This window comes from Sphingomonas ginsenosidivorax (assembly GCF_007995065.1).
GTDB classification, from domain to species: domain Bacteria; phylum Pseudomonadota; class Alphaproteobacteria; order Sphingomonadales; family Sphingomonadaceae; genus Sphingomonas; species Sphingomonas ginsenosidivorax.
On the sequence record NZ_VOQR01000001.1, the window covers coordinates 2,283,440 to 2,309,434 of the forward strand.

A 25,995-nucleotide genomic window follows, 5' to 3' on the forward strand; every position below is an offset into this window, starting at 1 on the left:
GAAGAGGTACAGCCGCTGAGTTCCTTCAGGCTGTTAAGTCGGTAAAGTGAAACGCCGAGAGAGACTACGTAATTGTGCTCAAATTGGGGGGCACGACTTCTCGTGCTCCCGCCCCGTATCGGCGTTTCCATTCACGTGCGTCATGCCACTTCGTTCCCGAGCCTCAGGCGACGCGTGGCAGCCTCTCAAGATGTTTGTCTAAGGTCATCGGATACTCACGGACCCCAACGCCCGTCTCATTGTAGATCGCATTGGCGATCGCTGCTGCGACGCCGCAGATACCGAGCTCGCCGACGCCTTGCGCCTTCATCGGCGAGGCGTCGGGATCGACCTCTTCGAGGAAGATCTATTTCTGCGGGACGTCGACCACACGTTTCAAAAGCGGGAGCAGTTGCGCACGCTCGGCATCCAGGTCCTGATGGACGATTTCGGTGTCTGCTATTCGTTACTCAGCTACTTCGAGCGGTTCCGGTTCGATAGGGTCAAGATCGACCAGAGCTTCGTCCGGCAGATGCTTACCTCCCAAACGTCTGCACCGATCATACAATCGGTTGTCGGCCTAGAAGCGACGCTCGGCATGGGGGTGGTCGCGGAAGGTGTGGAGACCGCCCAGCAGATGACTGCGCTGGTCGATGACGGGTGGACCCAATTGCAGGGCTACCTATTCAGAAAGCCGCTCCGCGGTGCGGAGATCAAGGCATGTTTACTTGCAGACACCCGACACTTTGATAGCCAGTCCGCTGCGTATGATGGCCCGTTAACCCAGCTGGCGATTTCCAGTCCGAAGCCGTTTGTCAGTTCAGCTGCCGCTGTGAGACAAGCTCAAGCTAGCGGTGTGGCTTAGCGCAGCACTGTAGCAAGCCTTCGCAGTAGGACATCTGATAGCTGTTTGGACGAGTAAGGCTCCGAAGCAACTCTAAGCATTGCGTATCGACGGTGATCGGCGATCCACTGAGGGTACAGACGATTGCGGGATCGGCAACAGCGCGATCCGGAAGCCGCCTAGATGCCGCACGGTAAATTCCGCTTCCCACAAACGAACCCATAGCGGGACAGTAGCCCGGAGGTTTGCGCCGAGATTTGTCCAGGGCACCTCCTTTCCCAAAATCTGTTCCCAATTGCTCTTTCCCGAAATGGCCGACCGGAGACGGAGAAACGGGAAAGATCGAGCTAAACGAATGCCCATTATCCGAAGCCCATGTCGCCAGCATGAACGTCCTGGCGTGGGCGCTAGCGGACCAGCAACTTCCCAGCATGAAAGACCCAAAAAGCGACGTCGAACGGTCCTTTTGCGATCCCCAACTTCAGACATTTGTTCGTGTCGCAGACAGTTTAATCAATGGCACCGATCCGGCGCATCGGGTCTTGGCTTGAGGGGCCCTGGCCCCTAGAGCGAGTTGCGTCTTCGGCACTGAGCGACATCTCGAGAAAAACAGCATGCAGATCATCGTACGCGACAACAACGTGGATCAGGCACTCCGCGTCCTCAAAAAGAAGCTGCAGCGCGAAGGGATCTATCGCGAACTGAGGCGCCGGAAACACTACGAAAAGCCCTCGGAGAAACGTGCGCGTCAGCATGCTGCCGCCATTCGTCGCGCGAAAAAGGCTGACCGCAAGCGCGCCGAGAAGGACAGCTGATCAGCCCTCGTGCTGCCCGTGGCGACGCGATCGAATGATCTTCATTTGCGATCGCGCTTCATGGCGCTGAGCGGAGCCAGCTGTCCGCAACTGTCCGCAGGCGAACTTCTGACTCACAAATGGTCAGTGCGGGCGTTCTAGTCGGTTCCCGAAACCGGCCCTTTGTTCAGCCTTGACGTTCGTCTGACGTGGCCGGTTTCGGGGGGAGCACTGGGTCAAGCTGAACGTCGGAATGGTTTGGAAGCGCTGGGCCGCTCCTGGCTACGAGGTCACAATTCGACCGTTCGGGGGCCATCGCCTGCCCCCTTACCGATCGACGTGTCCTGACAATCAGGGTAAAAGAAAATGCGGATCGTACGATCCGCCTACGGCAGATACCAACACTGCCAATGATTATACTGGGGTTCGCGATCGCGGAACGGCGCCAGCAAACGCCCCTGCGATCGCATCGCGCATCGGCTTCGGCGCGAACGCGTCGCCATAGGGCAACGGGCGCTTGGGCAGGCCGTCAGGGCGCGGCCGCAACGGTTGCAACCAGCTGTAGCGGTCGCTCAAGCCCCAACACATCACGGTTCGGCATTGCGGATAGGACAGCATCAGATCGAGATAGGCACGGGTATGTGCGGCGACCTCGTGATCGCGCGGGCCGATCGCGCCGGGCAATGGGTTGTCGTGAACGTCAAGTTCGGTGACCAGCAGATCAAGTCCCATCCCCGTCACCGCGTCGAGGAATTGGCGCCACGCCTTCTCGTCGAGAGCACCCAGCCCGGTTGGCGCCTCGCTGTACTTACTGCCGAGATGGCTCTGAATGCCAAGCGCCGTGACGGGGGTCCCGCGCGTCTTCAGGCGATCGAGCAGCCGGAGGACTGCATCGCGGTGGCGTGCGTCGTCCGACCGCCAGCTCATGAAGTCATTATACACGAGTTCCGCGTGCGGCGCCGCGCGCCGTGCGCTGCGGAACGCCATGTCGATCAGGTTTTCAGCACCGACGGGCTTCGAAAGCACCGTCTCCCGAAGAAGGCCAGTATCGGGATCAATGCCCTCGTTGACCACGTCGAAGCTGTCGACCCTGCCGGCGTAGCGTCGTGCGACGGTATCGACATGCTCGTCGAGCAGCCGCGCGGCTTCGGTACCCGGCTTCACGCCGTAGTCGTGTGTCCGCGTCCATTCCGGCATCCATCGTTCAAAATGCCACAGCAGCGTATGGCCGCGTATGCCGAGGCGTTCCTGCCGTGCCCATGCGACGATCGCATCCGCCGCGCGAAAATCGAACCGGCGCGCATCCGGGCGCAGCGCGATCCATTTCATCTCGGTCTCGGGAACGATCAGCCCGCACTGCGCGGCGTTCAGCCGGCGATAGGCGGGGTCCGCGAAGTTCGTGTGACCGATCGTACTCCCGAACCGGATTCCCTTCGCGCTCGCCAGCCGGGCCAGCGAGTTGGGGCCGGTCGCGGCGCCGAGGCTCTGTCCCAAGGAACAGGCAAGGGTAGCGGCACCAGCCGCGAGCAGATTGCGCCGATTCATCGTCATGTCGTGGTCTCCAATAGCTTATCAATCATCGCGACGCGGCCGTGGGGCGGCGCGCTTGTGTCAGCGAAATCTCGAACGGGCTTACCGGTCCGGCGGCATCGCGCACGTCGCATGCCGGGCTGTCGCCCCAGCAATACCGGACGCGCGTCGCGCCGGGCTGGGAGGGCAGGCCAACCGATTTGGCGCCAACACTTGCAGGTACGCGGCGGCATGATGACTGGGTCGCGCCGCACAGCTCGAACGATTGCGGTGCGGTCGACGCCGAGAGCCGACCCGTAATGTCGCCGAACTGGACGATCACGCGTCCGTTCCCTTCGTGGGCGGTCATCGGTTGCGGACCAGCGCGGGGCCCATGCCGGCCATAAACGACCGATAAAGCGGATTGCGCCAGCCGCTCGCCAACGGTTCGCTTGTCGGTCGGATGAATGTCCGAAGGATCGCCGACATCGATCGTGACGACCAGGCCGGAGTTCGCGTCATTGAGCACGTGTCGGCGTTGCGCCTCGCGCACAGCGGCCCAATCGCTGTCGACGGGCCGGTTGGCCTTGGGACCGAAATTCGCGAGCTGCACGATCAGTATCGGCAGCGTCGGGCCGAACGTCGCGCGCCGATCGCGATACAGCGCAGTCAGCCGGTCGCCATAGGCGAGACGATCGGCGGTGTTCGACTCCCCCTGGTACCACGCCATCGCCCGCAGGCCGTAGGCACCGAGCGGCGCGATCATCCCGTTGTACAACGTTCCCTGACCCGAGGCCGGATGCCACGGCGCGCGGGGTGGCCGTGGTCGCGCGTGGTCGACCTTGCGGTAGAACCAGGGCCCGGACAACGGAATGCGCCGACCGTTGGCAAGCGCGAGCGCGCGCCGTTCGGTGGGCCCGTAAAATCCGCCCGTATCCCAGGTATCCAATATGTTGACCGTGACCACGTTGTCGCCGGCCTTCAACGTTCCGGCCGGCACCGGATAGCGCCGCGGTTCGTCACCCGCTCCGGTGCCGACCGGACGCCCGTTCACCCAGCTCTGGTCGATCTCGTCAACGCCGCCGACATCGAGTGTCGCCGCCTGCAGCGCCTGTTCCGCCGTCAGCGTGACGTGCGTACGGTACCAGACCATGCCGTTGAAGTCGGCGAGCACCGGCGCAGGCCATTTCTCCCAAAGGTCGAGCAAAGGCACGCGTGCCCAGCCAGTCGTTCCGGTCTGCCTCCACGGTTCGTCGGTCGGCGATATCTCGGACAGCCACCATTGCCGCCACCGCTCTCCCCAAGTGAGGTTCGCGGATGCGGGATCGCGATTGTACGCGGCGAGCAGATCGATCATGTCGCGGTCGCCCCCACCGGCGGCAAGCGCGGCGGGACTAAGCCACGCCTGAAGCGTCGATCCGCCCCACGAGGCGTCGATCAACCCGATCGGCACCCGAACGGTGCGCCGGAGGGCCCGCGCCATGTACCAACAGACTGCAGAGAATTCCGCCGCCGACGCGGGCGATGCCGGTCGCCAGTCCAGGGGTTGCGCGAGCCTCCGGACCGGCAACGCGGCGGAAACCGCCGGCATCGTCGCGAGCCTCAGATTGGAGTCGGCGGCGCTTGCGATCTCGGTCGCGCCACCGCGACTCTTCGACAGCGGGAATTCCATGTTCGATTGGCCGGAACACAGAAACACGTCGCCGATCGCGATATCCTCAAGCGACTGGCTGCCACCGGAGCCGCGACGCGCTTCGAGCCTGTACGGGCCACCCGCGCGGAGCGCCGGCAGAACGACCGACCATCGGCCATCCGGGCCAGCATGGACGGTCCGGTGGCGGCCCTGCAGCGTGATGTCGACCTGTTCCTGTGGCGCAACCCTGCCCCACAGCCGGATCGGCCGATCCCGCTGCAACACGGCATGGTCCGCGAAGACCGGGTCTAGGATTTGTGCGGCCAGGGCCGTTGGGGTTGCCAAGGCAGCAAGCACGAACAGCTTTGCACAGCGCATACCAAACATCCTCTCCGGTCATGCGTCCGCATTGCCGCGGATCGCCGTCAATTCCGGTATCGTACCGTACCGCCCAGCTAATCAATTGTCGGACAAAATCTCGCAATATGAGATGGGCCGCCACCTGTTGACATATGGTACCGCTACCGTCAAACCGCATTCAGACGATAGTGCCGATCATTACAAGTGTCGGCTTAGAGTCGGAAAATAACGCGATCGGGAAATCCGGCGCGCCGTCGTGGAAATCACGCGTCCGGATGAATCGATCGACGATCTCGTTCGCGGCGACTTGAGGGGATGAAGTATGAAGCGCATCGTCACTAAGCACCGTGTACGGTTTCTATGCGGCTCGGCGATTGTCCTAGCAGCCTGTTCTTTCAGTCTTGCCCCTCTTCATGCGCAAACAACCCCTGCCCCAGCAGCGTCGGGCGATGTGTCTGAGGCGACTGTGGCAGTCTCGCCATCCATTGATGCCGAAGGTCAGCAGGCGGAAGCCCCCGACATCGTCGTGACCGGCTCGCGCATTGCCCGTAACGGCTTCAACGCCTCGACGCCTGTCGCGGTTCTGGGCGAGACCGACCTGAAATTGTCCGGTACGGTCAACGTCGAGAATCTTCTGGAAGCGTCGCCGCAGTTCGTCGCTTCGCAAGAAGGCGGATCGACATCCAACACGCTAAACGGCACCGCCAGCGTCAACCTGCGTGGGTTCGGCCCGAGCCGCAACCTCGTGCTCGTGAACGGCCGTCGCTTCGCCATCTACGGTCCCGATCAGGTCACTGATCTCAACACCATTCCCGCGGCGCTTATCGCCCGGACCGAGATCGTCACCGGCGGCTCGTCAGCGGTTTATGGATCGGATGCGATCACCGGCGTGGTCAACTTTATCATGCGTGAAGATTTCAGCGGCGTCGAAGGGCGCTCGCAGTTGAACATCGATCGCCCGACCGGAACGCCGGTCTACAATTTCGACCTGACGGTCGGCAGCAATTTCGCCGACGATCGCGGCAATGTCGTCGTCTCGGGCAACTACCAGAAGCGAAATTCGATCACCCGCGGTGAACGCGGCGGCTTCGCGTACGACGCACTGCAGGATGGCTGCGTCGTGCCCGGAACCGGCAGCTCGCGCGGTGCCGGGATGCCGTTCCCCATCCCTGCTGGCCAGACCTGTCAGTCGGGCGGCGGCGAACTCGGCTTTGTGCGCGGCGGCAGCGGCGACATCCCCAATGGCCGCTTTTCGGGCATCCCATCGGCCGGCGGCAGCAACGCGGCGCTCAACGCAGCCTATGCCGCCGCCGGCCTCAGCGCAGTCGGGTCCCGCGGCTTTACCTTCAACGATGCCGGAACGGCTGCGCGCCCGCAGATCACGCCGCAGGACGATTTCAATCTCGCGCCCGACAACTATCTGATCCAGCCCCTGGAACGGCGGATGGTCAACAGTTTCAGCCATTTCGATTTCGCCAAAGCCCTGACCGGGTACATGGAGTTGCATTACTCCGACGTGCGCAGCAACGCTCAGCTCGCGCCCACGAACGTCGGTGCGCCGACGCTCTTCAACGTCAACAATCCCTATCTGACCCCTCAGCTGCAAGGCGTGTTGCAGCAGCTGGATTTCGCCGAAACCGGTCCGCAGACTATTGTCAGCGGCACGACGCGCCAGACGACGACTCGGGGTGACGGACTGGCCGTGCTGACCGCAGGTCGTCGCTATCTCGAAGTCGGACCGCGGCAGAGCGATTCGCAGCGGAAGGTCTTTCGTGGCGCTTGGGGGCTTCGCGGCGATATCGGCGACGTAAGCGAAGGCTTCCTGACCGATCTCAAATACGATGCCTATTACAGCTACGCGAAAAGCGATGAGACCGTAGAGCTACGCAACGCCGTTTCCCGGAGCCGGCTGCAAGCGTCGCTGCTTTCGGTCGGCGGTGCGGCGCCGGTCTGCAACATCTTTGGGCAGAACATTTCAACGGCATGTTCGGCCGCGATTTCGATCAGCGCGACGAATATTACCAAGACGACGCTGCAGGTGGCAGCGGGCAACATCACGGGTAAGCTGTTCTCGCTTCCCGCAGGGCCGCTTGGCTTCTCGTTCGGCGGCGAATGGCGCAAGACCAGTGCCACGTTCAATCCAGATTCCTTCCTGGCGTCGGGCGACGTCGCTGGGTTCAATCCTGGGTTGCCGACGAGCGGCAGCATCTCAGTCAAGGACGTGTTCGGCGAGGTCCGTGTCCCGCTCATCCACAACACGCCGTTCGTAGAAGATCTGACCGCGAACGCAGCGTTCCGCCGATCCGATTACAACCTTGGCGGCATTGGCATCGTCTGGACTTATCTTGGTGGGCTCGACTGGCGGGTGAGTCGCGATCTTGCGTTTCGTGGACAGTATCAAAGGGCTATCCGTGCGCCGAACGTTGCCGAAGTGTTCGGTGGCCTCAACCGGGTGGTGGGGGCCGCGACCGACCCTTGCGGCGACCGTGGGCCGGCATCCGCGCGAACCGAAGCGGTACGCGCGATCTGCATCGCCAACGGCGTGCCGGCAGCCGCCGTCTTTACCGCAGGAGTACAGCCCAACAACATCATTCCTGCTGATTTCGGCGGCAACCCCAATGTCGGTGAGGAAAAGTCGGACACGTTCACGGTCGGCGCGGTCATCACTCCGAGTTTCGCGCCGCGTATGTTCATAAGCATCGACTATTTCAACATCACCCTCGACGGCGCGATCTCCGCGCTGGGCGGCGGCCTGCAGAACACGATGAACCTGTGTTTTAACGTGCTGCAGGATGTGAATAGCGAATACTGCCGCGCGATAAGCCGCGATCCCAATTCCGGAGCGATCAACGATCCGTATGTGGCACAGATCCGCAACGCGAACACAGGATCGCTGAAAACGTCCGGTATCGACTTCGCCGTGCAGTATCGGCTAAATCTGGGCTTCGGTCTGCCCCTGTTCGGCGAGACGAGCACGGTCGATTTTGGGACGAACTATACCTGGCTCGCGGAGTTCACGTCGACGCCGGTTGCGGCGTTCGACGAGATCAAGAATTACTGTGCCGGATCGCACGGTGCGACTTGCGGCCAGCCGCTCCCGCGCTGGCGCGGCACGTCGCGAATCACTTGGAACATCGGCGATCTCAGCCTGAGCGCGCGTCATCGGTATATCGGTGCCGTCACCACGGACCGCTTCGTCGTCCACATCCGGTCAGGCGCAGCCACCGCGCCGACGCTGTCGAGCATTGCCTATCCCGTGCTCGATGATCAAAATTACATCGATTTGTCCTTTTCGCTGAAAGCGGCCAAGTCGCTCGAACTGTTCGGCGGTGCCAACAACGTCTTCAACAACAACCCGCCGATCACGACACAGGGCCCGAACTCTAACACCTGGTCGGCTACCTATGACGTCATGGGTACCGAGTTCTTCATCGGCGCGACCGTCAAGTTCTGACGGTCGCGAATATGATCGCGGACTCTCGACTGGCCTATTGTTTGTCATCAAGACCCAATACACGACATTCAGGCCCCCTCTCCGCTTCCTGAAACCCGCCGCTCGTTCATGTCCGCCGAACGGCCGGTTTGGGCGACCCTACTCAAGCGACTGAACGGCAATAGATGGTGGAGGCTGTGTGTAAACGGCCGCCCGACAGCGATTGAAGTGAAGCGCGCGCACGCGGATGCTCAGGCCTGGATTGCTGCGATCAGTCCCGGCACGCCGACCAGGGCGATGACCCGCTTGATGTTGTAGGCGAGTACATGGAGGCTCAATTCTGTCGCCACGTTCTTCAGAGTACGCGTCTTGAGGTGGCTTCGTCCCATCCAGTCCTTGATGGTGCCGAAGACGTGCTCGACCGTTCGTCTTCGGACGCGCATCCACCGCTACCGTGCCACCCGCGATGAGACCGAGTTGCCGGCACAGCAGGACGAACCGGCGACACGTCGCCTGGATCGCGGCGCCGTGCTCGCGTCGAAAGTCGGCGATGGTCTTGAAGTCCGGTGCGAGCTTGCCCGTCAGCCACATCGGCTCGACGTTGCGGCCTGCTTCGCGCTCCAGCCGCCGGCTCGATTGCACCTGGTTCATATACCCGTAGATATAGAGCTTGAGCAGCGTCGCCGGATGATAGCCCGGCCGGCTCGTCGCCGCGGCGTCGGCAAAGCCCAGCGTCGTCAGGTCGAGCTCGTTTACGAACCCATCGACGATCCGAACCGCACTGTCTTCGACAACATAATCGTCCACGCAGGGCGGCAGGAAAAGCTGCTCCCGGCGGTCACAGCCCTCGACAAAACGACCCATCCGACGTCTCCAGATGACGCCGACAACTATATCACATCACGGCGTTTTCACACAGCCTCGGTGGATTGCGGACTGGCGGCTTTCGGTTGAAGAAGCGGCCAATGCCACCCTGTAGGTAACAGGCGTTTTAGAGGGGAGCAGGGTAATGAGCGGTCGCAATCCCTATCTATTTTCGCTTCTGCTGGTAGCGGGCGGAGGAGCTCTATCGTCGTGCGAGCAGGACAGGATGACCAGCCGGGTAGAGGAAGAGGCCAACGCCGCGAAAAATCAACTTCCTACGGGCGCTCCCGCGAGCGCAGCCTTGTCGTATTTGAAGAACGCCGGCTTCTCCAATGAATCATCGTCGTTGGGCAATGCCTACCGTGATGCGCCGACATTCCTGTTCCGTAAGCAGATCATTTTGAGGCGGTGGTGGGGAGCGAGGGATGCTCACCAAATCCTTGTGACGTTCAGGGTCGACGCAAGCGAGAAGGTCGCGAGTCCAAAAGTGCTGATTAGCGGGGGTGGGTTTAGGGGGCTTTGATCCCCTCAGGCTGCGATTTCAGAATCAATTTTGTACCCTGGAATGTCCACAACTGGGCGCAAGCCGCTTGGCAACTCTGCGACCTTGAGGACCCATACCCGGTCATTCGCGGACCGTCGCCGGCTCTCCATCTCTGGTCATTCGTTCATTCTTTTTGCTGCGGTTTCCGATGGTTGTGGCGACGTCGGAGAACCATAGGTTCTCCGACGCACTCGCGACCCGCCCTTTAGGCGTTGAAGCCGCCGTCGGCGGTGAGGGCTGTTCCCGTGATAAAGCTCGCGGCGGGGCTTGCGACGAACGTCACGACGGCGGCGATCTCCTCGACAGTGCCGTAGCGCTTTAGCGCGGTGAAGCTGCGGGTGAACTCCGCCGTGTCCGATTCTGCTGGGTTGAGGTCGGTATCGACCGGGCCGGGCTGCACCACGTTTACGGTGATCTTGCGCTCCGCAAGCTCGTGCGCCAGCCCGCGTGTGAACGACAGCTGCGCCGACTTGGTCAACGCGTACATGGTGAGGTTCGGGAAAGGCACGCGCTCCGCGACGTTCGAGCCGATGGTGATAACGCGGCCGCCCTCGCTCAAGTGCGGGATCGCCGCCTGCGTGGTCAGGATCGTGCCGCGGACGTTGACGTGCAGCAGCGCATCGATATCCTCTAGGCTCATGTCGGCGATAGCGCCGACGCGCGCGATGCCGACGTTGTTGACGAGGATGTCGAGCCCGCCGAACGCCTCGGCCGCCTGCGCCACCATCGCCTCGATCGCCTCGGGATCGGCCGCGCTTGCCTGAATCGCGATGCCGCGCCGTCCCGTGGCCTCTATCCGCTCCACGACCTCACGGGCGCGGTCGGCCGCACGTTCGTAGCTGATGGCGACGTCCGCGCCGGCCTTCGCAAGGGCTACCGCGATCGCGGCGCCGATGCCACGTGAGCCGCCCGTTACCAGGGCACGCTTTCCGGTCAGGTCAGTCATGTCGATGTTCCTTTTGATCGTGCGCGCACGGCTCCGTAGGGCAGCTGCCCAGGTGCGCCGTGTGGGATCAGCCGAAGATTTCGGCTGCGTGCATGAGGTCCGTGTATTCCTTGACCGCGGCGATCCGGCCGTCCCGCACCGTGACGAGGAAGTGGTAGGCGTTCTCGTACACCGTGCCGTTCGTCAGCTGGGCGTGCGAAACGACCTCCACCGCCACCTGGTCGCCTTCGGCGATCATCCCGGTCACCGCCATATCGAGGCCGCCGTCAATCCCGGCGTAGAGCTTGCGCCAGATGTTCTCGATTTCCCCCCTGGACTTCTCTCCGACGCCTGCGAACAGGTGGGGCTTACCGACGATCGTCCAGGTTGCGTCCTCGGTCATCATCGCCAGCAGGCCGTCGATGTCGGCACGGCCGAACAGGTCCATGTAGGCCTGCACGACCTCCTTGTTGCGCGCGGTGCTCACGTTCGGTCGTTCCGGACGATCAGCTTCCTACCGCTGTGGCTGCCATCGAACAGCCTGAGGAAGGTCTCGGGCAGCGTGTCGAAGCCGTCGACGAACTCCTCGCCGTACTTGATGCGGCCGTCCGTCACCAACGGCGTCGCCTCCGCCAGGAACTCGGGGAAGGTGTCCATGACGTAGGGCGTCGCGAACGCCTTGATGTCGAGAAAGCGATAGTGGATGATTGTGATGAGGCGAGGCAGGTAGTTGGTGCCGGTCGGCAGCTCGGTATCGCTATAGTCCGAGATGGTGCCGCAGAGCGTCATCTTCGCGTGCGGGTTGAAATGCTCCATCAGCACTGGGAACACCGGCCCGCCGACATTCTCGAAGAACGCGTCGATCCCGCCCGGCAGCGCACGCGCGACCTGCTCCTTGAAGTCCGACGCCTTGTAATCGATCGCGTCATCGAGCCCGAGCTTGTTCTTGAGGTACGCGACCTTGTCGGCGCCGCCCGCGACGCCGACGACGCGGAGGCCGCGCAGCTTGCCGAGCTGAGCGGCGAACGAGCCGACTGAGCCGGCAGCCCCGGTCACTACGAGCGTCCCGCTGGGCTTGAAGTCATGCAACTTGGTCATCCCGTACCAGGCGGTGAAGCCGGTCAGGCCGAGCGGGCCGAGCGCGGTGGAGAGCGGCGCAACCGTGGGATCGAGCTTACGCAGGTCGGAGCCGTCCGAAAGGCCGTAATCCTGCCAGCCCACCCAGGACTGAACATGGTCGCCGATGGCGAATTCGGGATTCCGGCTCTCCTCGACGATCCCCACCGTAGGGCCGCCCATCGGATCGCCGATGTCGATCGTCGGCCACTCGGACGAGCCGTTGCCCATCAGGTTGCGCTGGTATGGGTCGATCGAGAACAGCGTGTTGCGGAACACCACCTGTCCATCGTCAAGCGATGGCACCGCGCTTTCCACGAGCTTAAAGTCGCTCAGCTTGGCAGGCCCCTGCGGGCGGACCGCGAGAGTGTGTTGGCGATTGAACTTCGGCATTCAGCCTCCTTCGGTGAAGCACCACTGGATATCATAACGGACGTTACGTAACGCCCGTTATGATCCTCGACTTTGGGGGTCAAGCGGTTTTATAACGGCTGTTATGAAACAGACCGGAGGCAGCAATGCCGAGACCGCGTAAGATTGACGTCGAAGCCGCGCTCGAGGCCGCGCTCGGCGTCTTCTGGCGCAAAGGCTACGAGGGCACGTCCTACGCCGACCTCGTCGCGGCGACCGGGGCCGAGCGACCCGCACTCTATGCAGCTTTCGGCAATAAGGAGGCGCTCTTCCTTCAGGCGCTAAAGCGCTACGGCAGCAACTATGGCAGCTACGTATGGGAGGCGCTCGGCCAGCCGACTTCGCGGCAGGTTGCGGCGCAGGTTTTGGAAGGCGCGGCGGAGCTCAGCACGCGCTTCCCCGATCGCACCGGCTGCCTCGGCCTCAACGGCGCCCTCGCTGGGTCGGATGACGCCGAGCCTGCCCGGCAAGCGCTGATCGCGTGGCGCGCTGAGGGCGAAACAGCGTTAATCAAACGGTTCGAGAAAGCGAAGGCTGAGGGCGATCTGCCCGTCGACGCAGAACCCGCCACGCTTGCAGCCTATCTCTTAGCGGTCGCACACGGCATTGCGGTGCAGGCGAAAGCCGGCTTCTCGCACGAGGTGCTACTTAAGGTTGTACAACAGGCGCTGCACACGTGGCCGACGGGCACGGCGACTTAGAGCACAATCGAACAGTTTAAGATCGCGGCCCTAACCGCATAGACCCAGAACTTGCCGCTCATGGCCAGATTTCCGCTTCCTGAAACCGGACGATCGTTCATCTAAAAATGTAGGCGCGGCTACCGAACTACGACGTTCCCTGCAGCAGTGGCTAAAGCATGGCGACAGTCGTCGTTCAAGGACGCCCGCGCCACGCTTTCAAAGCTTGACGCCGGCCGCGGCCAGCGCACCGTCGATGCGCTCGTCGACCTCGCGCTTCGTCGCCGCCCAACTTGCAACGTCGGTAAGCAGGCGCTGCTGCCAGGCGACCAAGTTTGGGAAGTCGTTGAGCGGGATCTTGGTCCGCTCGTTCTGCGAGAACGGTCCGGCGATGTCGAAGTCGGCCAGTGTGAGCCGGTCACCCACGATGTAGTCGTGCTTGGCGAGATGAGCGTCGAGCACCGCGGCGGCTGCGCGGATCTTGTCGGCCGCCAGCTTGATGATCGTCTCGTCCGCGGACTGGCCCATGAACTTCTTGCCGAGCACCTCGTCGAAGGTGAGCGTCGCATAAATGCGCCACTGCTCACCCGACCAGAACATCCACTGCAGGACCTGAAACCGCTCCTCGGTGGTGCGGCCCGCCAGATCGCTGCCCGCCTTCTCGGCGAGGTAGAGATTGATCGCCGCAGACTCGTAGAGGACGAAGTCGCCGTCCACCATGACGGGGGATAAGCCATGTGGGTTCAGTTCCAGAAACTCCGGCGTGTGACTCTCGCCCTTGAAGAGATCGATGTTCACGATCTCGATGTTGATGCCCATCGCGGCCGCGGCTGCGGTCACGCGGCGGCGGCTGCCCGAACCGGGGTCGCCGTAGATTTTGATAGCCATTGCAGGGACGCTTTCTCTTCGATGGGGTTGGGAATGGGAGCCGTGACCCGGAAAATAGGTCGTCAGCGAGATGCAGTGTATCTATTCAGATCGAACAACATTTATCTGAGATTCGAATGAGTGATCGCTGGCAGGAGATGACCGTTTTTGTCCGCGTAGCGGACAGCGGCAGCCTTTCGCGCGCTGCGCGCGAACTGAAGCTGTCTCAGCCCTCTGTATCGCGGATCGTCGGCATGCTGGAGGCGCGGCTCGGCACGACGCTGCTGCTGCGCACCACCCGCAGTCTTTCGCTGACCGACGCCGGTGCCCTTTATCTGGAGCGCGCCAGACGCCTTCTCGCCGAGATGGAAGAGGCAGAGCAGGCGACGCGAGGCTTGGACTCACTTCACGGTGTGATCCGGCTCGCGATGCCACTCATGTACGGCACGCGCGCGATCATCCCGGTGCTGGCGCCGTTCCTGGCCCGCCATTCCGACCTGAAAGTCGAGCTGTCCATGAGTGACGCGCGCCAGAACCTCATCACGGACGGCGTCGACCTCGCTATCCGCATCAACGTAGGCCCCTTGGACGACTCTGCCTTCGGCGCGCGTAAACTCGCGCTGATCGAGCGAGTGGTGATCGCGGCGCCCGCTTACCTCGCCACCCATGGCACGCCCGCTACGCCGACGGATCTGATCAGTCACGACTGTATCCTTCAGCATGGCTCGTTCGGGAGCGAGAGTTGGCGTTTCCGGCACAACAAGACCGTCACGTCGGTCGATGTGCATGCGAGGCTTTGGATCAACTCGGCCCCGGGTGTCTTGGCGGCCACAGTGGCCGGCCTCGGCCTTTCCCTCGGCACCCGCGTCATGGCGGGAGAGGAGCTGCGCTCCGGCCAGCTCGTGCAGCTGCTCGAAGGGTACGAGCTCGACCCGGCTGAGGTATTTGCAATCTTCCCGGCCGGCCCGAGACTTTCTGCGAAGGTGCGAGCGATTGTGGATCACCTCGCAGCATCGCTCGGCGCGGCGGCCTGAGCAGCACTGCGGGCGTCAGACCCAAACCCGGTCGTTCAGGCCGCCATCCCGGCTCCCCGACTTCCGCCATTCATTCATGTTTGGGATTGGTCTCCAGGGCCCACGCCGCTCCCGACGCTAAACGGCGGGATTTGGGACTTTCCTGCCCTTACGAGGTGATGCCTCGAACGGCAGGTCGCGCTAGTAGCGGACGTCCAGTGCTTCCCCGAACGGCCATCGGAAATCGACTGGAGATGGGCCGATGCGGCCTGACTGCTCATAGTCGCCAGACTGCCAAAACGGACCGTGCGCGTTGCTGCGGGACGCTCCCCGCAGATAAGGTGTGCCGAGACCACGGGGCTCGGCCTCAGAGGAAGCCCCCGCCCCGAGCACGCGCTGAAACGTAGAGCTACACGAGAAGTAATCGGAATCGGCGGTGAAAGCTGTGGACGAAGCAACCGAACAGGTTTCGTATCCGAGGTTGGCCCGGTAAAGATTCATCCATGTCCGACCTTCCCCCTCTGGCGCGCCGACTATCCTGGGACCGGGGTGCAGACGGCATAAGCGATCTCGGCGAAGACCAGATCGCGGCGCTGCCCGCTCCGATCGTGATCGTCGGAGATCCGGGCGCCGGGAAGAGTGTGCTGATGAAGACGCTCGGCGATACCACGGGCCATGTGCTTCTGCGCGCGGGCAGCTTTGTTCGGAATGCCAATCCGCAGCTGCTGGTTGGTGACGCCACCACGCTGGTCATCGACGGGGTTGACGAAATCGGTGCGAATGTCGCTGGCGGGGGCGTCGAAGCGGTGCTCACCAAATTGTCCGAGCTCGGCAATCCCGCTTTCATCCTGTCGTGCAGAGCGGCGGATTGGCGAGGAGCCACCGACCGCGCCAGGATCAGCGACGACTATGGACGCGATGCGGTTGTGCTGGTGCTCGAGGCGTTCCACGTCGACCAGGCACGCGACTATTTGCAGACGCGTTTCCCGTCGGTCGACGCCGACGCGGTGCTTGAGCATCTGGTAACGCATGGTCTGCGGGACATTTACGGCAACCCTCTCACATTGCGACTGATCGGCGAGATCGCGGAGTCCGAGCAGCAATTGCCGGCCAGCCGGGCAGGATTGCTCGATGCCGCATCGAGGTTGCTGCTAAGCGAGGAAAATGCGCGGCATCAGGATCGGGCGCATGCGCTGCGCGATCCGGAGGAATTGCTCCAGGCGGCCGGTGCCGCGTGTGCCGCGATCCTGCTGGGCGACAAGCTCGGCGTCTTCGTCGGTCCGCCTGCCAAGGCGCCCGCGGGGTATGCGGCGGCGTCCGGTATCCGAACCCTGCCGATGGGCGAGGCAATAGAGGATGCGCTGAAGACGCGCCTCTTCCAGCGTGATGGCGAGGGCCTGTTCGTACCCGTGCACCGGGTGATCGCCGAATTCCTGGCCGCCAGATGGATTGCCGGTTGCGCCGGGCGAGGTGCATCGGCAGCCCGTTTGCACGCGCTGATGCTGCAGGGCGCGAATGTGCCCACCTCGCTTCGCGGGCTGCACGCCTGGACGGCCCATTTCAGCGCCGAGCTGGCGGAGCGATGCATCGCAGCCGATCCGTATGGGGTGCTGCGCTACGGCGATGGCGATAGCATGCCGCTCGCGAATGCGCGCGCGTTGTTGAAGGCGCTGGCCGCGTTGTCGCACGAGGATCCCTATTTCCGGTCGGAAGATTGGTCTCGTCATCCCGCCAGCGCGCTGATGCGCCCCGAATTGAAGTCCGAGATACTTGGCCTGCTCGCGGTCCGGGACCGGCACGTCGCGCTCGGCGCGCTACTCCTCGAAGCCTTGGCGGGAAGTGCCCTAGCGGCGGACATGAAGGCTGAGCTGACCGCACTGCTGCTCGACCCTGCGCGCAGCTTCAACCAGCGTGATGCCGCTCTCGACGCGATTAAGGCGGCTGGGCTGATCGAGAGCTGGGCGGACCTAGTCCGGGCGCTCTGGCAATTGGGTGATCAGAACTCCATCCGGCTTGCCGCTGACGAGTTGGTGAACGACAGCACCGAGGACGTGCCTATCGCGGAGGCGGTCGCAGTCGTCCTTGCGCGAGCACAGCTTACGTTGAAGCCGATGAGCCGAGCGGAGGCCCGGCAGATTCGCAGCGTCCATTTCTCGACCCGCGCGCTGGCGAAGCGGAGACCCGCAGTCCTGGATGCGTGGCTGGACGAGATCGCCGCGCAGGCACAGCCGTTCATTCGCGGCGCCGGGCAATCCGCGGGGCTGTTGGGCGATCTGGTGCGCGCGCTGGCGATCGCACGGATTGGCCATGCGCCGCCGCCGAGCGCAAGCCAGTGCATTCGCTGGCTGGGCTGGCTCGACGGCAGGCAGGGCTATGATCAAAAGCGCCGCACGAGGCTTCGTGAATATTTCAGCGAGCAGCTGGATTTGCGTCGCGAGGTACTCGCGGAGCTACTGCTCAAGGCAAAGGACCAGGATGCATGGCGGGCTTATTTCAGGCTCGCCGATTCGAGCCTCGGTCTGCTGCCCAGCGAGGATGACATAGTGTTCCTGCTGAAGCAGTGGCACGCTACGGACGCGACTGAGGGGCGAAATGACAAAGTCTGGGAAGACCTTTTGCGCATTGCGCGGCAGCGAGACGGGCTACCCGAGAAGGTCAGGGCAGCTGCGATCGCTGGCGCGCATGGAGACGCTGCGCGTTTAGCGCTGATTGAGGCCTACGCGCCCGCAATGGAGGAGGAGGATCCCGAGGATCTCGAATGGGAGGCCGAGGAGGAAGCGCGGCGGTCGGAGGTCTTCGCCTCACACCGCACCTTTCTCGCTGACCATCTTGACGACATCGCCAAAGGGCATGGTGGCACGCTGGACACGCCGGCCCGAGCCTATTTCGGGCGCTTCCACGAATTGAACGAGGACGGGGACGACGGGCCGAAGCGCATAGCAGTTCTGTTGGGCGAGGCACTAGCGGGCAATGTCCTGGACGGCTTCGTCGCGGCGGCTCACCGCACCGACCTTCCAACGGCGCGCGAGATCGCCACGGAGCATGCTGGAAACGGTCGGTACTATGTCGAGCTTCCGTTAGTCGTCGGAGTGATCGAAATGCTCCGCCGCGGTGAGGATATCGCTGATTTACCGTACGCAACGCTTGCATCGGCCTGGATGGGCTGGCGCCGCGATCCGGAGTCGAATGGTACCGACCATTTCGGCATCGGCGAACCGTTGCAGGCCGCAGCACTACCGGATGAGGCGGCGACCGAGCAATTCTTCAGGGACAGTATCGAGCCGCAGCTTGAGGTCAGCGCAGCCCATGTGATGGACCTTTACCTGCTGACACACACGCCGGACTTCACCGAACTGGCCGCCAAGTTGGCCGGCGAATGGTTACTGCGGTTTCCGCAGGTTCCAAGCTTTGCACTCGCAGATCTTCTGCTGGCCATCCTTGCCTCCGCCGATTACCTTGCTGCCAGCAAGGTGGTCGTTGCATCCCGCGACCTGATCTGCGCCGACCGGGATGCCGTCGATCTCTGGCTATGCGCCGAGTTCGTCCTCGATTTCGAGGCACGGGCCGACGTGTTGCGCGAAGCGATTGGCGACAATCGGGAACTGCTCTGGGGCGTGAGGCGAGCCCTGACGCGCTGGGGAAATCTCAATCTCTCGCGGCTGTCCATCGCGCAGCTCGGGTTTTTGGTCACCAGCTTAGCGCCGCTCTGGCCCTATACGTCTCGCCCCGATGGGATCACGTCGGGCGATACGAACAAATGGGACGCCAGCCGCTTCATCGACGCCTGTATCTATCAGCTGGGCGCGATGCCCGAGGCAGCTGCCACTGATATGTTAGCGCATCTCGGTCAGACGGTGGCAAATGGTCATGAAGAGTCGCTTCGGCACGCTGCGAAGCTTCAGCTGCGCGTGCGTAGCGATCATGACTACAGGCCAAGCGACGTGGTCCTTTTGCGCGCGGTCGCGATCCAGGACGATCCGCAGAGCGTGGACGATCTGCGCGCGTTCCTCGGGGATAGGATCGCGCTGCTGAGCAGGAAGCTGGAGGGAAGTGGCCTCGACAGCTGGGTTGTCTATTGGAAAGATGACAAGCCGCATATCGAGAACTACTGCCGGAACCGCTTGATCGAGCAGATTTCGGGCGAGCTTCCCAAATCGGTGCGCTTCGGACCCGAGGAGCAGATGCCCGGGCAAACCCGCGCCGACATTTCTGTTGCCAAGGATTCGCTCGGGCTCCCTGTCGAGATCAAGGGGCAGTGGCACAAGGATGTCTGGGATGCGCCGGTCGAGCAGCTCGACGCGCGCTACACGCATGATTGGCGGGCATCCGGGCGCGGCGTCTATATCGTGTTGTGGTTCGGAGACGTGCCCGGAAAAAACCTCCCGGCGCACCCGGCCGGGGAGACCATGCCGACGAGCCCTGGCGAACTCAGACGGATGCTGATCGATCGTATTCCTGAAGGTCGGAGATCCCAGATCGACGTCTACGTGATCAACGTCACCGGCTCGCCTGACGGTCAGCGCAACGTCAAGGTGAAGGCCAAGCCAAAGGCTGGAATGACCGGCAAGGCGAACACCAAGGCGCCGGCGCCCAAGCGCGCAGGCCGTTCACCCAAATCAAAATCCGGCCCACCGCCTGCCTAGTATGTCGGCCGGCCACCCTGCACTGCGGTGACCGTGCGCGGTCACGTCGTTATCGAGAATTCACCATGGCCCTACCAAAGAAATCCGGCGCATCCGTCCCTGTAAAGAAGACTGCGTCCAAGGCGAAGAAGCCGGGCGGTGGAATTGCCGCCGCGGGCGGCACCAATTTCCAGGCGACCCTCACCGCAGTCGCGGCGGCCCATCTTCTGGCGGGCAAGCCGCTTGGCTGGCTGCGGGGCGTAGTCGATGACACGCCTATCGCGATCTGGGCTGAATCCGAGGGCCCGGGAGATGATCTTCGTCTCGAGCTCGCAGACGGTCGCGTCGTGGAGGTCCAGGCCAAGAAGGGCCTGCAGAAAGGCGCAGCGCTTTGGGAAGCCCTCGACGCCCTTGCATTGGCCTTGGCGAGCGGCAGCCTCGGTTATGGTGTGCTGGCTGTGGCTCCCGACAGCAGCGGGACGGTTCGCGGAGAATTGGCCCGAGACATCGAGCGGATTAGCCAGGGGCGTACTGACATGCTGTCCGGGATCGGCAAGGACTGGCTCGCACGGCTTCTAAAGGACGGGCTCGATCCTCAGCTGGTATGCTCCCGGCTGCGGGTGCAGGTCGTGCACGGGCTGGCCGCAGATGACGTGGACCGACGGCTGGCCAGCACTTTGCTCGCCGCGACGTGCAAAACTGCGGCGGACGCGGATCACGTCTGGCAGGTTTTGTACGAAGATGCCGTGACTATGATGGAGCAGCGCGGCCGTGCCGACATGCCGCGCCTGATCCGTCTGCTGACATCGAACGGCATTGTGCTGAGCGACAGTGACGGTGCGGCGGGAATTGCCTCACGTCTAGCGCGTTGGGTCATGGAGACCCGCGACGGGTTCACGCTTTCGGCGACGCGCAAACGGCTGCCACTGTCAGCGCTGATCGACATGCTGATGGTCAAGATACCGTTCGAGCTGCCACCCGCCGAAAGCGCCCACAAAGCCCTGGCTCGTTATCACGACGGATCACTGGGCGGTCCGCGTTCCGACCGGGAATATGACGCTGAGTGGACGGGACGCTTTCGTCGCCGGGCTGTGATCCAGGCCGGACCCGGTCTCGGCAAATCGACCCTCGCGACAAAATTGGCATATGAGTACGCGTCGGACGGTTATCCGGTCCTGCTCGTCTCTTTGAAGCAGGTGGCTGCGGCAATGCTGCGCGGCGAAGGGTTTGAGTCCGCGCTCAAGAAGCTCGGTCTGGATGGATCGCCTGTCACGGTCGAGGCTTTCGATCGCGCACGCCTTTCGGACATCGTGGTGATCGCGGATGGTCTCGACGATTGCGGCGCCCGGCACGAAGCGGTGGCCGCTGGAATCCAGGCCTATGCGGTGGGCCATCCCAGGGCGCGAATTATCGTCACGACGAGGCCGATCGGATACACATCGACGCAGCTTTCTCAGTGGCAGCATTATCGGCTCATCGCACCGAGCAGCAGTTCCGGCTCGTACAATCTCGGCAGTTTGCTGGCCGCTCTGTCCGATGAGTCGTCGCGCGGGGAAGCGCACGAACTCGCGCGCAAGGAACTCGAGGGCACATCCAACCCGAATGCGATAGCGATAAGTCCGCTGGCTCTCGGCATGGCGGCGTCGCTTCTCCATCGCCAAGGGTGTCTTCCGGAGACACGGCCCAAACTCTACGAGCAGCTTATCGCGTTGTTCGAAAGCGGCGACGGGATTGAGCGCCCGGAGGATCTGTCGGCGCAGATCGCAGGCTATGTGCTCGACGTGCTGGGCTGGACGGTGGTCGGGGACCCGCTTGTCGCAAAGGTCAGCCTGGTGGATCGAGGCGCACAGGAATTGGCCACCGCGCTGGGCAAGACCAAGCTCGCCGCGACCAGCATTGTCGAGGCTGCGCTTCGCTATTGGGAGCGCGCCGGGCTGATCGAGGCCGTTCACCATGACGGCGTCGAGATGCTGACCTTCGTGCATAAGACCTTCGCCGAGTTCGCAGCCGCGCGTCATATCGTGGGCATGGAACCGGAGGCCCGGGCAGGCGAGCTGGCGCGTATCATCGAATTGCCGGACTGGACCGAGGTGACGACGTTTGCCAGCGGGCTGGGCTATGGGAACGATATTGCACGCCAGTTCCTGGCGCGCGGCTCTGCTGGATATGACGGGCAAGTGGAACGCGCGCTTGCCGTGGCGATTGACCCGGACGCGCGGACCGACGACACGGTCGCAAGCGAGCTCGCGATCATGGCCTTCGATGCGATCGAAGCGGGGGCAAAGAAGAAGTTTGCGATTGGCGTTGCCGTAATGAAGCTGGCGGCTCGGCGGTCAGCTGTTGTCCTGCCGCTGGCGGCGGAGCGACTGGAAGCCAAGGACTTCCCCACCCGGCTGACCGCCTGGGCCTGTAGCGTCTCCGCCGACAAGACGGGGTTCAGCGCGGATCGTCTCGAGGCAGCGCTTGCGGACCTGCTGCCCAATACCGATTCGCGATATAGCAAAGGCGGGATGTTCGTACTGCGCCCGACGGACGATCTAGATCTGGTTGGCGCCGTCGGCATCGCGGCGCTCGAAGCTCAGCCGCCCGCTGCCATGGAAGCCTTTGCAGAGCTATATCTGCGGCATGAGGCCTTCCAGGGGTCGAATACCCAGTCGCGCATTGCTCGTATCCTAGGTGCCCACGGGCTTAGTTACAGCGCGTTACGCGCGCTGGAAACAGGCGGGAAAAGTCTGATGGATCGGTTCCTCAATCCGCCTGAGGACGAGTGCCGAGCGCATAACAGAGCGCTGCGCGCCCTCGCGGTTGCCGTGGCCCTGGACGAGGACAGCGCTCAGCCCAAGCCCGACTATCCTTTTGAACGGTTTCTCCAGTTCGCCGGATATTATTCCTTGTCGGAGTTCGGTCGGGTGAACGAGCGCGATTTGGGCCAGTGGTCCGACCCGTATGACGAGAGCGCGGTTGAAACCGCGATGCGGGCCATGGTGGCGATCTCGACCATCGACGGTGCAACGCTGGCGAAGGAGGCGCGCGAAGTAGTCCGCTTCCTCGATCTCGACCCGATCGCGAAGCCTTACGCGCTACATTTCCCGACCATCGACATGCCAAGGCTTGAGTGGGACAAGGCGAGCGCGTTGGCCATGGAGAAGGGGCACCTCGAAACCGCTGTCCGGCACGGGTCGAAATGGCTGGCCTATGTCGCGGGCAACCTTCTGGAGTCGGTAGAGATTACCCAGGATGATGCGCGCCGGATATTGGCGGGGGCGCGGGGGGCTTCGCTTTGGGCTGGGGCGGAGATCGCCCACGCGAAACTTTCGGCAAAGAGTGCAACTGAGGTGCTTGTCGAGCGCCTTTCGTCACCGCTTTCATGGGGCGCTGAGTATATTTTTGGCGTGCTGGAGCACCTCAGGCCGCCAGTGACAGAAGGTCTCAGTGCCGCGATCGCACTGGGCCTCGATGATCGCTACGCCTCGACGGTAACCGCGGCAGCGGAGCTCGGGCTAGCTTTGGTCGAGGACGGTCAGGTAATCGATGCGACGCCTGCCGCGGCGTCCTACGCCGATTGGCAAGCTCATGAGGCGAAAAAGCCGGACAAGAATGTCCAGGGCCCAAGTCCGCTCGAGGCGCTGCTGAAACTGCGCATCGCTTTAGGGGACCTGGACAATGCCGCACTTACGGAAGCGCTGGGCGATCAGCGAAGTGATGTTCGAAAAGTCGCGGAAGCGGAGAGGGACAAGCGCAAACAGGCATGATGTGGAGGTGATCGGACTGCAAAAGTCCGGTCGGCGTCCGCGGAAATCTGTTCGACAGGCATTGACCAAATGACCGCTTTTTTGATCGCGTAAGCTCGCTCCGAAAGGCCGAAATTGGGGCGCAAAGCCGACCGGCCGGTTTGCTGGAGCCGAATGGCGAGTTTTAGCGAAAGCCGACGCTCCCATCGCCAACGCTGAATGTCTTGAGCTGGTCGGCACCGGTCGGCGCGTTCTGGGACATTTCTGCCGTTCATCAGCGACCTGTCGAGCGGCAGGTCTTGCCAAGATCCGACGTCCGGCGTTTGCCGGACCGGCACCGCAGAACGACAGAGATTGGCCGGCTGCAGACGATCGGCATTTGCCGCGGTAGTGCGCAAAGCGGCCACTATCTGGCGATGCCGCTATTCGCTATTCTCATCAGCGATTGAGCAATCCGCGTTCGTCCCGGGTCCGCCCGCGTCCTATCCCGAACCATCGTCTCCGCAATGAGGAACAGGTTCATGACGCAGCCACGCAAGCTCAAGCTCGGCTTCATCCTCCACGGCGTCGGCCGCACCTGGAACGATTGGCGGCATCCCGGCAGGGACGTCACCGCCAGCACCGATTTCGCGCATTACAAGCAGCAGACCCTGCTCGCCGAACGCGGCAAGTTCGATTTCGTGTTCGTCGCCGACAGCCTGTCGATCACCGAGAAGTCGAGCCCGCATTACCTCAACCGCGTCGAGCCGATCACGATCCTGTCCGCGCTGGCGGCCGTGACGTCGCACATCGGCATCGTCGGCACGCTGACGGTCAGCTATTCCGAGCCGTTCAACGTCGCACGCCAGTTCGCCTCGCTCGACCATATCAGCGGCGGGCGCGCCGGGTGGAACGTGGTCACCTCGTGGCTCGGCGACACCGCCGCCAATTTCTCGAAGGCCGAGCATCCCGCGCATGACGTGCGCTACCGGATCGCCGCCGAATATCTCGACGTCGTACAGGGCCTCTGGGACAGCTGGGAGGACGACGCGCTGGTCGGCGACAAAGACAGCGGCGTCTTCGTCGATCCCGACAAACTCCACCGGCTCGACCATCAGGGTGAGTTCTTCCAGGTCCGCGGGCCGCTCAACATCAAGCGTGGGCCGCAGGGCCATCCGGTGATCTTCCAGGCGGGCGGGTCGAACGAAGGGCGCAACTTCGCCTCAAAGCGCGCCGACGCAATCTTCGCCGCCGCCGCCACGTTCGAGGAAGGCGCCAGCTACTATGCTGACGTCAAGAAGCGCGCGCGCGGCTTCGGGCGCGCGCCCCATACGCTGTTCGTGTTGCCCGGCATCACGCCGTTCATCGGCGATACCGATGCTGACGCCGAAGCGCGCTACCGCGAGGTCGCTGCGTCGGAGTCGCTCGACACCGGTTTCGGGTTCCTCGCGCGGACGTTCAACGACCACGACTTCCGGCAATACGACCTCGACGGCCCGTTCCCCGACGTCGCGCATATCGGCCAGAACAGCCAGCAGAGCGGCGCCAACCGCATCCTGGCGGAGGTGCGCGCCGAGCAGCTCACGCTGCGCCAGGTGGTCGAACGCCTCGCGACGCCGCGCGGTGCCTTCGTCGGGTCGCCCGAGACGGTCGCCGATGCGCTGCAGGCCTGGTTCGAGGGCGGCGCGGCAGACGGCTTCGTGATCTTCGAACCCTTGCCGGGACAACTCGAACTGTTCGTCGACAAGGTCGTGCCGATCCTGCAGACGCGCGGGCTGTTCCGCGACGCGTATGAGGGCGAGACGTTCCGCGACAGTCTCGGGCTAGAGGTGCCGGCGAACCGCTACACCGCCGCGCGGGACGCGCGCGCCGCCGCCTGATCGTTCCCGCCATTCCCGATCTGTTGCCGCCCCCGTGCGGCCAAGGAGGACGCATGTCCCATATCGAAAGCCTGACCGACCAGTTCGTCAAACTCCACGCCGACCGCGTGGCAACCTGGCCATCCGAGCGCCTCGCCAAGAACATCGAACAACGCGCGGCGCTGGTCGCGGCGTTCGATCCGGCGACGGTCGTGCAGGTCGGCGATGTCGTCGCCCCCTTCACGCTCGACGGGTCGGACGGTACCCCGCTGACCCTGGAGACGCTGGTCGCCGACCGGCCCGGGGTGCTGGTCTTCTTCCGCTTCGCAGGTTGCCCGGCCTGCAATCTCGCTCTGCCCTATTACGACCGGCAGCTGCGACCGGCGCTCGACGCGGCGGGGATCCGGCTGGTCGCGGTCAGCCCGCATCTGCCCGAGCGCAGCCTGGGCGCGATCCGCGATCGCCATGATCTGCACTTCGCCGTCGCCGCCGACCGCGACAATACGCTCGCGCGGCGCCTGGGGATTACCTTTGCGCGCGGCGACGTGCCCGCGGAGACCGCACCCGGCTGGATCGGCGAGCTGACCGGGATCGGCACCAGCGAACTGCCGCAACCCACCGTGATCGTCATCGACCAGGACCGCATCGTGCGCTTCGTCGACGTCAGCCCCGACTGGCTGGTCCGCACCGAAGCCCCCGTGATCCTCGCCGCGGTCGCGCGGCTGGAGCTCGCCGCCGCAGCCTAGCACGCCCCCAGAATATATTGCCCAGCCCAAACCCATACTGACTGGATGGGATTTAGAGACCGGCCGATACCTTCGAGGTGCACCTG

16 protein-coding genes and 2 pseudogenes are annotated in these 25,995 nt (G+C 63.3%); 10 read left to right on the plus strand and 8 right to left on the minus strand.

The features are described from left to right. Positions 1–163 precede the first annotated feature (163 nt). Positions 164–346: pseudogene (locus FSB78_RS19505) on the minus strand (hypothetical protein); the annotation flags it as partial. Between FSB78_RS19505 and FSB78_RS10315 the strand changes: the two are divergent. Beyond that, a complete protein-coding gene (locus FSB78_RS10315) occupies positions 299–844 on the plus strand; it encodes an EAL domain-containing protein (protein WP_242008184.1) in 546 nt (181 codons plus the stop codon). The pseudogene FSB78_RS19505 and the gene FSB78_RS10315 sit on opposite strands and share 48 nt — an antisense overlap. A gap of 593 nt (positions 845–1,437) precedes the next feature. Continuing rightward, positions 1,438–1,638, plus strand: coding sequence for a 30S ribosomal protein S21 (rpsU, locus tag FSB78_RS10320; protein ID WP_147082433.1), 201 nt, complete (start codon positions 1,438–1,440; stop codon positions 1,636–1,638). A gap of 393 nt (positions 1,639–2,031) precedes the next feature. Here the strand turns inward: rpsU and FSB78_RS10325 are convergent, their stop codons facing one another. Beyond that, positions 2,032–3,168: an endo-1,4-beta-xylanase gene (locus FSB78_RS10325; protein WP_242008185.1), complete on the minus strand. Its 1,137-nt coding sequence runs from the start codon at positions 3,166–3,168 to the stop codon at positions 2,032–2,034. 25 nt (positions 3,169–3,193) lie between these two features. Further along, positions 3,194–5,146, minus strand: a complete 1,953-nt coding sequence (locus tag FSB78_RS10330) for a sialate O-acetylesterase (protein WP_147082435.1) — start codon at positions 5,144–5,146, stop codon at positions 3,194–3,196. Between the two features lie 295 nt (positions 5,147–5,441). Here FSB78_RS10330 and FSB78_RS10335 point away from each other — a divergent pair, with 295 nt between their 5' ends. Then, positions 5,442–8,573: a TonB-dependent receptor domain-containing protein gene (locus tag FSB78_RS10335; protein WP_147082437.1), complete on the plus strand. Its 3,132-nt coding sequence runs from the start codon at positions 5,442–5,444 to the stop codon at positions 8,571–8,573. 420 nt (positions 8,574–8,993) lie between these two features. On the opposite strand, the pseudogene FSB78_RS10345 reads toward FSB78_RS10335, so the two are convergent. Next, a pseudogene (locus FSB78_RS10345) lies at positions 8,994–9,416 on the minus strand (transposase); the annotation flags it as partial. 145 nt (positions 9,417–9,561) lie between these two features. Here FSB78_RS10345 and FSB78_RS10350 point away from each other — a divergent pair. Further along, positions 9,562–9,939 (plus strand): hypothetical protein, encoded by a 378-nt coding sequence (locus FSB78_RS10350; RefSeq protein WP_147082439.1) that lies wholly within the window; start codon positions 9,562–9,564, stop codon positions 9,937–9,939. Positions 9,940–10,165: 226 nt separating this feature from the next. Here the strand turns inward: FSB78_RS10350 and FSB78_RS10355 are convergent, their stop codons facing one another. The 3 genes from FSB78_RS10355 to FSB78_RS10365 form a co-directional block, all read right to left on the minus strand. Next, on the minus strand, positions 10,166–10,906 hold the full coding sequence (locus FSB78_RS10355; protein ID WP_147082441.1) for an SDR family NAD(P)-dependent oxidoreductase: 741 nt from the start codon (positions 10,904–10,906) through the stop codon (positions 10,166–10,168). 67 nt (positions 10,907–10,973) lie between these two features. Further along, positions 10,974–11,372 (minus strand): nuclear transport factor 2 family protein, encoded by a 399-nt coding sequence (locus FSB78_RS10360; RefSeq protein ID WP_147082443.1) that lies wholly within the window; start codon positions 11,370–11,372, stop codon positions 10,974–10,976. Then, positions 11,369–12,394, minus strand: coding sequence for an NADP-dependent oxidoreductase (locus FSB78_RS10365; protein WP_147082444.1), 1,026 nt, complete (start codon positions 12,392–12,394; stop codon positions 11,369–11,371). The genes FSB78_RS10360 and FSB78_RS10365 overlap by 4 nt, the downstream gene beginning before the upstream one ends. A gap of 125 nt (positions 12,395–12,519) precedes the next feature. On the opposite strand from FSB78_RS10365, the gene FSB78_RS10370 reads away from it, so the two are divergent. After that, positions 12,520–13,113, plus strand: coding sequence for a TetR/AcrR family transcriptional regulator (locus FSB78_RS10370; RefSeq protein WP_147082446.1), 594 nt, complete (start codon positions 12,520–12,522; stop codon positions 13,111–13,113). Between the two features lie 198 nt (positions 13,114–13,311). Here the strand turns inward: FSB78_RS10370 and FSB78_RS10375 are convergent, their stop codons facing one another. Next, the gene (locus FSB78_RS10375) at positions 13,312–13,980 is read right to left on the minus strand and encodes a glutathione S-transferase family protein (protein ID WP_147082448.1); all 669 of its coding nucleotides are present in this window, start codon (positions 13,978–13,980) and stop codon (positions 13,312–13,314) included. A 116-nt stretch (positions 13,981–14,096) separates the two neighbouring features. Here FSB78_RS10375 and FSB78_RS10380 point away from each other — a divergent pair, with 116 nt between their 5' ends. The 5 genes from FSB78_RS10380 to FSB78_RS10400 all read left to right on the plus strand — a co-directional run bounded on the left by FSB78_RS10380 (position 14,097) and on the right by FSB78_RS10400 (position 25,909). Beyond that, positions 14,097–14,993: a LysR family transcriptional regulator gene (locus FSB78_RS10380; protein ID WP_242008186.1), complete on the plus strand. Its 897-nt coding sequence runs from the start codon at positions 14,097–14,099 to the stop codon at positions 14,991–14,993. A gap of 482 nt (positions 14,994–15,475) precedes the next feature. Beyond that, complete coding sequence (locus tag FSB78_RS10385; protein ID WP_147082450.1) at positions 15,476–19,615, plus strand: NACHT domain-containing protein; 4,140 nt, start codon at positions 15,476–15,478, stop codon at positions 19,613–19,615. A 65-nt stretch (positions 19,616–19,680) separates the two neighbouring features. Further along, a complete protein-coding gene (locus FSB78_RS10390; protein WP_147082452.1) occupies positions 19,681–23,346 on the plus strand; it encodes an NACHT domain-containing protein in 3,666 nt (1,221 codons plus the stop codon). A gap of 500 nt (positions 23,347–23,846) precedes the next feature. Then, positions 23,847–25,184: an LLM class flavin-dependent oxidoreductase gene (locus FSB78_RS10395; RefSeq protein ID WP_147082454.1), complete on the plus strand. Its 1,338-nt coding sequence runs from the start codon at positions 23,847–23,849 to the stop codon at positions 25,182–25,184. Positions 25,185–25,237: 53 nt separating this feature from the next. Next, positions 25,238–25,909: a peroxiredoxin-like family protein gene (locus tag FSB78_RS10400; RefSeq protein ID WP_147082456.1), complete on the plus strand. Its 672-nt coding sequence runs from the start codon at positions 25,238–25,240 to the stop codon at positions 25,907–25,909. Positions 25,910–25,995: the final 86 nt, after the last annotated feature.